This is a genomic window from Phaeobacter sp. (genome assembly GCF_022825805.1).
Classification (GTDB): domain Bacteria; phylum Pseudomonadota; class Alphaproteobacteria; order Rhodobacterales; family Rhodobacteraceae; genus Phaeobacter.
On record NZ_JAJDWC010000097.1, the window covers coordinates 1 to 6647 of the forward strand.

Sequence of the window (6647 nt, forward strand, 5' to 3'; positions counted from 1 at the left end):
GGTCGCAGTGTTCGAATACATCAACGGCTTCTATAACTCGCGCAGGCGCCATTCAGCGCTGGATGGAAAATCACCCGTGGCCTTCGAAAAGATCGCCGCCTAACATGAGCAACACACCGGAACGGAACCGGTGCAAGTCCACAATCCCTTCGACAGTCCCCATGCAACTGCTTCACGGGCCGTAGCCGGTACGGAACCATGCTCGGATTCATATTGGTGCCAAATTCGCTGAAGCTGTTCTTTGTACTTTGCCATTGCAACCTCCTTAAAGACTGACCGGGACAGGATCGCCCCAGCCGTCCATGGTCGCGGCACCCCGAAGGAAATGCCTGATCTTGACCTTATGCTTAGTTAACCAGTTGTATTTGTTCACATTGTACTGCACAGCCATCTTGTACTGCAGTTGCCCAACAATAATTCCAGGATGGCGTTGAAGTCGTCGAGCAAGCCCTAAGGTGTCTCGCTCAGCCATGTATGGGTACTTGCGTACCAAGAATGAGTCTAAAGCATCTTGATCGGCGCAGAACTGCGATGCACACAAGTTCGCCCGTAATTCTTCCTTCGGAAGATCTTGCGCCCCTGGGTCAAGGTCAACATCTACTCGAGCAGATGTTAGTTCTTCTTTCTGGCCATCTTTTTGTCTGAGGTGCTCTAGTTCATGCCTTAGAACGAACCAGAAGTTATCAATTCGATCGTGCCGACACGTCATACCAATCACTGGAGATTTTACGTCCAGCCAAAAGCAAACCCCATCGATATTCGCTTTTGGCAGAGTCTCAACAACTACAAATCGAACACCAGCTTCGGCGAGGATACGAGGGACATTCCTAATTTCTTCCGGATCAACCAAAAGGCGTTCCAGATCAGCAAGTAATAAATCCAATTTCTTCTCCGAGAAATTGGCGACAATCATCTCCTCGGAAATCTGCTTCACACGAAATAACCAAGCCCACTGTAGATGCGTCAACTCATCCGCATAACTTCCCGACTTCTTTGCGTTGTGGGCCAGACCCGGGACATGGTCGAGTGAGTTTGTCCCAAAGAATCTCATTACTTGTGCTTCAAGCAACGAAATATCCTGGGTATCTTCAAACCAAGCCCGCTTTATCATTTCCCGGATAGGGTACTTTGATTGTAGCTTCGCGCGACGTTCAATCGCGGGATCAGCAGTACGTGCCGTTGACAGCTCGTAAGCCTTTTGCAGGTTCATGAAATACTCAGCCGAAATCCCAAACGCTTTCGATAAAGACTGTGCCATGTCTGGGCTAATCCCACGTTTTCCAGACATGATGGGATTGATAGCCTGCTCTTTGACACCCAAAATGTAGGCTAGGTCCCGCTGAGCCCAACCACGCGCCTCCAATTCGTCACGAATGAACTCCCCTGGATGAGGGACTTCATTTAACAGGGCTGCGATGCTCATAACTTGCCCTCCTTAGTGCGGGTCGCCAATGTAGGTGACTGTTGCTACGGCGCTGGCTCCTTCGCCGGAAACCGTAAAGAAAATCCGATACTGCTTGTTCACACGAACTTGCCTTGTTTCATCGTCGCCTCCCCTGCGAACTTTGTAGTCCAGCCCACCGATGTTGAAGAGATCGCTCTCATATGTTGCTGCCTCGAGCTTTAACAACGTCTTGCGAGCAGCCTTTATCACCGTGACTGGTAATCCCATTTTATGGGCCTCATCTGTGCATATCCGCGCCAGATCGTTGTTTGCGAACTTCACTTCCATGCTAACTCTACCTATGCCATATATCTATAACCGTCAATACACGACTTAACGCCATGCGTTAAGTTAACTTAAAAAGACCAGATTTCAATCAATTAATGCGCATGCAGGTGGAAACTTAGCTGCTTCCAGAACACTTAGCTGACTGCATCTTAACGAACGAATTGCAGTTTTCCGTGGCCAGTCGGGTGGCAATTGAAGGTCCGCTTTCCAACAGTCAAATCGATTGCGTTGAACCCGCTGCGAAAGTCAGGTTTCCGCCTTAAATGATGGAACACGCAAAATTTTGCTATGAAAGTTGCAGGTTTGACGCCGAGAAATGGCAACTCGGCGTCAATAAATGTCACCTTATGTGTCGTTCCACACATCGCCGCTGATGACATCAGCCGCATTTGGAGTGGCCGCAGCTGCGGCAGGTCATGCAGCCTTCGACCATCTGCATGTCGAACTGACCGCAGCTTGGGCAGGCTTTGCCGCGCGGAGTATTCAGCGCGACAACTTCGGCCTTGGGATCGGATTTCAGGCCCATGCCCTCTCCTTCCAGGAACCCTGTCGCAACCATATGTGTTTCGATCACACCACCAATCGCGGCGAGGATGGAGGGGATGTATTTGCCCTGCACCCAAGCACCACCACGCGGATCAAATACCGCTTTCAGCTCTTCGACCACGAAGGACACATCACCGCCACGGCGGAACACGGCCGAGATCATGCGTGTCAACGCCAGCGTCCAAGCGTAATGCTCCATGTTCTTGGAGTTGATGAACACTTCAAACGGACGGCGATGGCCATTGATGATGATGTCATTGATCGTCAGATAGATCGCATGCTCGCTGTCGGGCCACTTCAGTTTGTAGGTATGGCCTTCCAGCGACTGCGGACGATCCAGCGGCTCCGACATGTAGACGACCTCTGCCGCGCCGGTTTCGCTGACATCGGCTTCATGCGGCGCATCGGCCGTTTCACCCGGAGCCGTATCCGCGCTTTCGCTCACCGACAGAACAGAACCGGTCACATCGTTCGGACGATAGGTTGTGCAGCCTTTGCAGCCCAGATCCCAGGCCTGCATGTAGACATCTTTGAAGCTGTCAAAGGAAATGTCTTCGGGGCAGTTGATCGTCTTGGAAATCGACGAATCGATCCATTTCTGCGCCGCGGCCTGCATCTTGACATGCTCGGACGGAGCCAGGGTCTGCGCGTTCACGAAGTAATCGGGCAGCGCGGCCTCTGCACCGAACTTTTCGCGGTACATCTGCACTGCATAGTCGACCACTTCCTCTTCGGTGCGGGAGCCATCTTTTTGCAGAACTTTGCGCGTATAGGCATAGGCAAAGACCGGCTCGATCCCAGAAGACACATTCCCTGCATAAAGCGAAATGGTGCCCGTCGGGGCGATAGACGTCAGCAGCGCGTTGCGGATGCCATGTTCGCGGATGGCGTCGCGCACATCCTCGTCCATGTTCATCATGTTGCCAGACGCCAGATAGGCTTCGGCATCAAACAGCGGGAACGCCCCTTTTTCCTTCGCAAGCTCCACCGACGCCAGATAGGCCGCGCGAGCAATCGCGTGCAGCCATTCTTCGGTCTGACGCGCGGCTTCGTCCGAACCATAGCGCAGGCCAAGCATCAACAGCGCATCCGCCAATCCTGTGACACCCAGACCGATGCGGCGCTTGTTCTGTGCTTCCTGCTGTTGGGCCTCCAGCGGGAATTTCGACACATCCACCACGTTGTCCATCATGCGAACAGCCGTGGCCACCAGCGTCTTCAGCCCTTCTGGGTCCAGCTCGGAGTTTTTCTCAAATGGGTTCTTCACCAGCCGTGCAAGGTTGATGGACCCCAAAAGACATGCACCATAAGGCGGCAACGGCTGCTCCCCGCAGGGGTTCGTTGCGGCGATCTGCTCCACGTAGGAAAGGTTGTTCGACTTGTTGATGCGGTCGATGAAAATCACACCGGGTTCGGCGTAATCATATGTGGCCTGCATGATCTTGTTCCACAGATCACGCGCCTGAACGGTTTTGAACACCTTATCGCCGAAGACCAATTCCCAGGTGCCATCTGCCTTGACCGCTTCCATGAAGGGATCAGTGACCAGGACCGACATGTTGAACATGCGCAGCCGTGCCGGATCGGATTTGGCCGTGATGAAATCCTCGATGTCCGGGTGATCGCAACGCATCGTTGCCATCATTGCACCGCGGCGGGAGCCTGCAGACATGATCGTCCGGCACATGGCATCCCACACATCCATGAAGGACAACGGGCCAGATGCGTCGGCAGCAACACCTTTGACGTCGGCGCCGCGCGGCCGGATGGTCGAGAAATCGTACCCGATGCCCCCACCCTGCTGCATGGTCAGCGCCGCTTCTTTCAGCATGTCGAAGATACCCGCCATGCTGTCTGGCACCGTGCCCATGACAAAGCAGTTGAACAGGGTCACCTGACGGGCCGTGCCTGCGCCAGCGGTGATCCGGCCTGCGGGTAGATATTGGAAATCTTCCAACGCCGCATAAAACGTTTCTTCCCAGGTGGCCGGGTCTTTTTCGGCGCGGGCCAGATCGCGGGCGATACGGCGCCAGCTGTCTTCCACCGTGGTGTCGATGGGGGTCCCATCCGCCTGCTTGAAGCGGTATTTCATGTCCCAGATTTGTTCAGCAATCGGGGCAGCAAAACGGCTCATCTGTCGAATCCCTCGTGTCTTGAGTGGCGGCCTGCGTACACCAGCATTTAAGCTGGCCTCAATGTCCATTTTCGATGGATTTCACATTTTTTTGCCATCTTACCACAACACCTTGTCGTTCGCATAGCCCATGCTACAATATAGGGGTGAAGACACTTGCAAACTGCTGAGGCGCGGCGTGGACAAATATATCAATCTGGTGAAGCTTTCGGTCGGAACGGAAACCGTTGAAGGACTGGAAGCCTGGCAGGCGGGCTACCGCCGACAGTTCGCCGACGGTCTGCCTCGTCACGTGACGCGCATGTGGCCGAAACGCTCCGAGGAGATCTTGAATGGTGGATCGATTTTCTGGGTAATCAAGGGTCAGATCCAGTGCCGCCAGAAAATTCTGCGACTTGATGAAGTCTCTGGCATTGACGGTGTGCGCCGCTGCGCCATCGTGCTGGATAAGGAGCTGCACCGGACCAACCTGGCGATGCGGCGGCCGTTTCAAGGATGGCGCTATTTGAAGGTAGAGGATTCCCCTGCGGATCTGCCTGCCGGACGCTCTGCGGAAAAACCGCTGCCAACGGAATTGTCGCAAGCGCTGGCAGAAATCGGCGTGCTGTAACGTTGCTAGGCCGCTCCCTTTCGACGGGATTTCTCGGCTGAGCAGTCCTCACTCAGTGCTCACGGCCCTCAACCGCTCACGATACGAAAAACGCCACCCGACACAGGTGGCGTTTTTGATTGCAGGTCAGGCGCAGATCAGGCTCTGTGGTTTGCGACATCGGCGCGTCTGACGGTAACACACCGCTGGGACGGGCGAAGAAAACCGACCCTATAAGACCTCGCTGTTAGGATCCCTCCTTGCCAACGTTTTCTGCGCCGACGTTTTCGGCAAAGGACACATCAAACGCAGCTTTCTGTTCGCCGGTTGCCTCGGTCTGGTAGTTGGCTTTCCACTCATCCATGGTCATGCCATAAAACAGCTCCCGCGCCTCCATTTTTCCGATTTCCAGACCACGCTCTGCTGCGGCCTCTTGATACCAGCGGGACAGGCAATTGCGGCAAAACCCGGCCAGGTTCATCATATCGATGTTTTGAACGTCGGTTCGATCTTCCATCAAGTGTTTGCGCAGACGGCGAAAGGCTGCGGCTTCAAGTTCGATTTGTGTCTGACTGTCCATGATGGAACTCCCTACTGAGCGATTTGGGGATCAAAACAAGGTGCAAGAGCCATTGCCAGGCATCTTGACCGGCACTGCCGAAAATGGGGCTAGAGCCCGGATCTTTCCAGAGCCTTCGGTAAAATCTCTGCCAGACGTGCAGCCCACGCCTGTTGATCAGCAGGATCTGCGATCAGGTCGTTGCGCAATTCAATCAGCGTATTGGGATGGCCAGCGGCTGTGGCGTGCCGATCGACGCTATCGCCCGGCAGATAGCCGGTGTAGGGCTGATTGATCCCGACGCATAGATCAGCCTCCTGCTGCAATTGCTCTACCAAAAACGGCGAAAATGGCTCCTCATCGGGCGCAAGGATGCCGATCTGCCATGGCCGGGGCGGCTTGCCGCGCAGCTGCGGCGTAAAGGAATGGATGGCAACCAGGATGGGATCCGGCCGTCGCATCAATCCCGCCAAAGCGTCATGATAGGGCTCATAACAGGCTTTGATACGGGCCTCCCGCTCCTGCGCATCTGCAAGCCGGTTGCCGGGAATGATCGACCCATCATAAAGTTTCATCAACAGGGTCGGATCATCCGCCCCCCTGTTCGGATCGATCACCAGCCGCGAAAAGTTGGAGGCCACCACAGGCGCATTCAACAACGCCCCTAGGTGCTTCGACACACCAAACGCACCGATATCGTAGGCGATGTGGCGGTTCATATCTTGCGCAGGCAGACCAAGATCGCCGCCGTTCACAAAATCCGGCACAACATTGGTCGCGTGATCACAGGTGATCACCCAGCGCGCAGGCCTATCCGCGCCTTCGAGAAAAAAAGGAGAATATGTCATCAGTCCGTCACGTTTTGCTAGGCAGCACACCTATAAATTCCTTATCATTCGTATTGGCTTGTGCTTCATTTCCAGCAAAACAACATGCTGGGGTGTGAAAATGGCGCGTTCGGACATGAGCGATCTGGAGTGGGAGTTCATCAAGACAGTCTTGCCCAACAAGACGCGGGGCAAAAAACGCGTTGATGACCGGCGTGTGATCAACGGGATTTTCTATGTTCTGCGCACCGGCATTCCAT

8 protein-coding genes are annotated in these 6647 nt (G+C 54.5%); 3 read left to right on the forward strand and 5 right to left on the reverse strand.

Features of this window, described 5'->3' with window-relative positions; translation table 11 throughout:
- Positions 1-103, forward strand: a 103-nt coding sequence (locus Q0C28_RS10845) for an IS3 family transposase (protein WP_293575681.1), incomplete at its 5' end; no start/stop codon positions are given.
- Between the two features lie 162 nt (positions 104-265).
- On the opposite strand, the gene Q0C28_RS10850 is transcribed toward Q0C28_RS10845, so the two are convergent.
- The 3 genes from Q0C28_RS10850 to Q0C28_RS10860 all read right to left on the reverse strand — a co-directional run bounded on the left by Q0C28_RS10850 (position 266) and on the right by Q0C28_RS10860 (position 4412).
- Entirely contained in the window at positions 266-1423 is a 1158-nt protein-coding gene (locus Q0C28_RS10850) for a HigA family addiction module antitoxin (RefSeq protein ID WP_293575673.1), read from the reverse strand.
- A gap of 12 nt (positions 1424-1435) precedes the next feature.
- Complete coding sequence (locus Q0C28_RS10855; RefSeq protein WP_293575674.1) at positions 1436-1732, reverse strand: type II toxin-antitoxin system RelE/ParE family toxin; 297 nt, start codon at positions 1730-1732, stop codon at positions 1436-1438.
- 379 nt (positions 1733-2111) lie between these two features.
- Positions 2112-4412 (reverse strand): adenosylcobalamin-dependent ribonucleoside-diphosphate reductase, encoded by a 2301-nt coding sequence (locus tag Q0C28_RS10860; RefSeq protein WP_293575676.1) that lies wholly within the window; start codon positions 4410-4412, stop codon positions 2112-2114.
- Between the two features lie 178 nt (positions 4413-4590).
- Here Q0C28_RS10860 and Q0C28_RS10865 point away from each other — a divergent pair, with 178 nt between their 5' ends.
- Positions 4591-5022 carry a DUF1489 domain-containing protein gene (locus Q0C28_RS10865; protein ID WP_293575678.1) on the forward strand — a complete coding sequence of 144 codons (432 nt, stop codon included), beginning with the start codon at positions 4591-4593 and terminating at the stop codon, positions 5020-5022.
- Between the two features lie 226 nt (positions 5023-5248).
- Here the strand turns inward: Q0C28_RS10865 and Q0C28_RS10870 are convergent, their stop codons facing one another.
- Both Q0C28_RS10870 and Q0C28_RS10875 read right to left on the reverse strand, forming a co-directional pair.
- Positions 5249-5581 carry a DUF1244 domain-containing protein gene (locus tag Q0C28_RS10870; RefSeq protein WP_293575679.1) on the reverse strand — a complete coding sequence of 111 codons (333 nt, stop codon included), beginning with the start codon at positions 5579-5581 and terminating at the stop codon, positions 5249-5251.
- An 89-nt stretch (positions 5582-5670) separates the two neighbouring features.
- Positions 5671-6408 carry an N-formylglutamate amidohydrolase gene (locus Q0C28_RS10875; RefSeq protein WP_293575680.1) on the reverse strand — a complete coding sequence of 246 codons (738 nt, stop codon included), beginning with the start codon at positions 6406-6408 and terminating at the stop codon, positions 5671-5673.
- A 100-nt stretch (positions 6409-6508) separates the two neighbouring features.
- Here Q0C28_RS10875 and Q0C28_RS10880 point away from each other — a divergent pair.
- A partial coding sequence (locus Q0C28_RS10880) for a transposase (protein WP_293575683.1) occupies positions 6509-6647 on the forward strand: 139 nt, incomplete at its 3' end.

Excerpts from the sequence above, each read along its gene's own strand:
- Q0C28_RS10855 (WP_293575674.1), bottom strand. The coding sequence starts at position 1,732 with ATGGAAGTGAAGTTCGCAAACAACGATCTGGCGCGGATATGCACAGAT.
- Q0C28_RS10875 (WP_293575680.1), bottom strand. The coding sequence starts at position 6,408 with ATGACATATTCTCCTTTTTTTCTCGAAGGCGCGGATAGGCCTGCGCGC.
- Q0C28_RS10860 (WP_293575676.1), bottom strand. The coding sequence starts at position 4,412 with ATGAGCCGTTTTGCTGCCCCGATTGCTGAACAAATCTGGGACATGAAA.
- Q0C28_RS10870 (WP_293575679.1), bottom strand. The coding sequence starts at position 5,581 with ATGGACAGTCAGACACAAATCGAACTTGAAGCCGCAGCCTTTCGCCGT.
- Q0C28_RS10850 (WP_293575673.1), bottom strand. The coding sequence starts at position 1,423 with ATGAGCATCGCAGCCCTGTTAAATGAAGTCCCTCATCCAGGGGAGTTC.